This is a genomic window from Streptomyces sparsus (assembly GCF_054776295.1).
Map to the genome: position 1 here is coordinate 1 of NZ_BAAHCA010001296.1, position 1064 is coordinate 1064.

Consider the following 1064-nt stretch of genomic DNA (forward strand, 5'->3'; position numbering starts at 1 on the left):
CCGTCGTCCGCAGCGCCTCGGCGGTCACCGGCAGCGTCTCGGCCTTCGTGGGCAGCAGCTGCGCCGACGACGCGGCCTGCGCCGGGCTGGCAAGCGTGGCGAGTGCGAGAGTGGCGGTACCGGCCGTGGCCAGACCGGCGGCGGCGCGACGGCTCCTGCGGTGCCGGCGGGGGGAGGGGACGATGGCGACGGGCATGAGGGCCTTCCGTTCGACGGACGCAGGCTCCCTGCGCCGCCGGCCAGTCTGGGCGGATCGTCGTTCTTGGTGCAAAAACGACATTTACTACGCGCGGTAGTGGAATCAACCGGCGTTCGAGTGCCTGGACCCCGCCCGTGCGGCCCGGTGTGCGGCCCTCCGTGCCTACTAACCCGGGTCGTAAGTGATCTGCGTCGCGTGCCCGGCCTCACATCACCCCGCCGCGCCTTCGACTGGGTGTGCTCGCCCTGCCACCCACCGCAGCCACTCCCGCCGATCCCGCACGGCACGCCGGCCGCCCGCCGCGACGTCCGCCGGTCGACCTGCGACGTCCGACCTACGCCCCGGGCCCGAGCGCACCGTCCCGCGGACCGATCCCCGCTGCGGCCCGCGCGAGTACGGTGATCACATGGCCCCCAGAACCGGGCTGGCAGCCGTCAGCTCAGCACTTCTCGCGATGAACCGGCGCCTGGAGGTCCGCGACGTGCTCCAGACGATCGTGCGCTCGGCCCGCGACCTGCTGGACGCCGAGTACGCCGCGCTGGGCGTGCCCGACGACCGCGGCGGCTTCGCCCAGTTCGTGGTCGACGGTGTGAGTGACGAGCAGTGGAAGGCCATCGGCCCGCTGCCCCGGCAGCACGGCGTGCTCGCTGCCATGCTGCGCGACGCCACCCCGCAGCGGCTCGCCGACGTGCGCCACGATCCCCGCTTCGAGGGCTGGCCGGACGCGCACCCCGAACTCACCGACTTCCTGGGCATGCCGGTGGCCGACGGCGACGAGGTGCTCGGCGCGCTCTTCCTGGCCAACAAACGCTGCCACCCGCACCCCGCCACCGAGGCGGCCCCGCACTCCGCGTCGGAGGCGGCG

The 1064-nt window shown here is 74.0% G+C and carries 1 protein-coding gene and 1 pseudogene; one reads left to right on the forward strand and one right to left on the reverse strand.

Going from position 1 to position 1064, the window contains the following annotated elements; all coding sequences use genetic code 11:
* A pseudogene (locus tag ACYVE9_RS28000) lies at positions 1–196 on the reverse strand (hypothetical protein); the annotation flags it as partial.
* 409 nt (positions 197–605) lie between these two features.
* Between ACYVE9_RS28000 and ACYVE9_RS28005 the strand changes: the two are divergent.
* On the forward strand, positions 606–1064 hold a 459-nt coding region (locus ACYVE9_RS28005), incomplete at its 3' end, for a GAF domain-containing protein (RefSeq protein WP_461030687.1).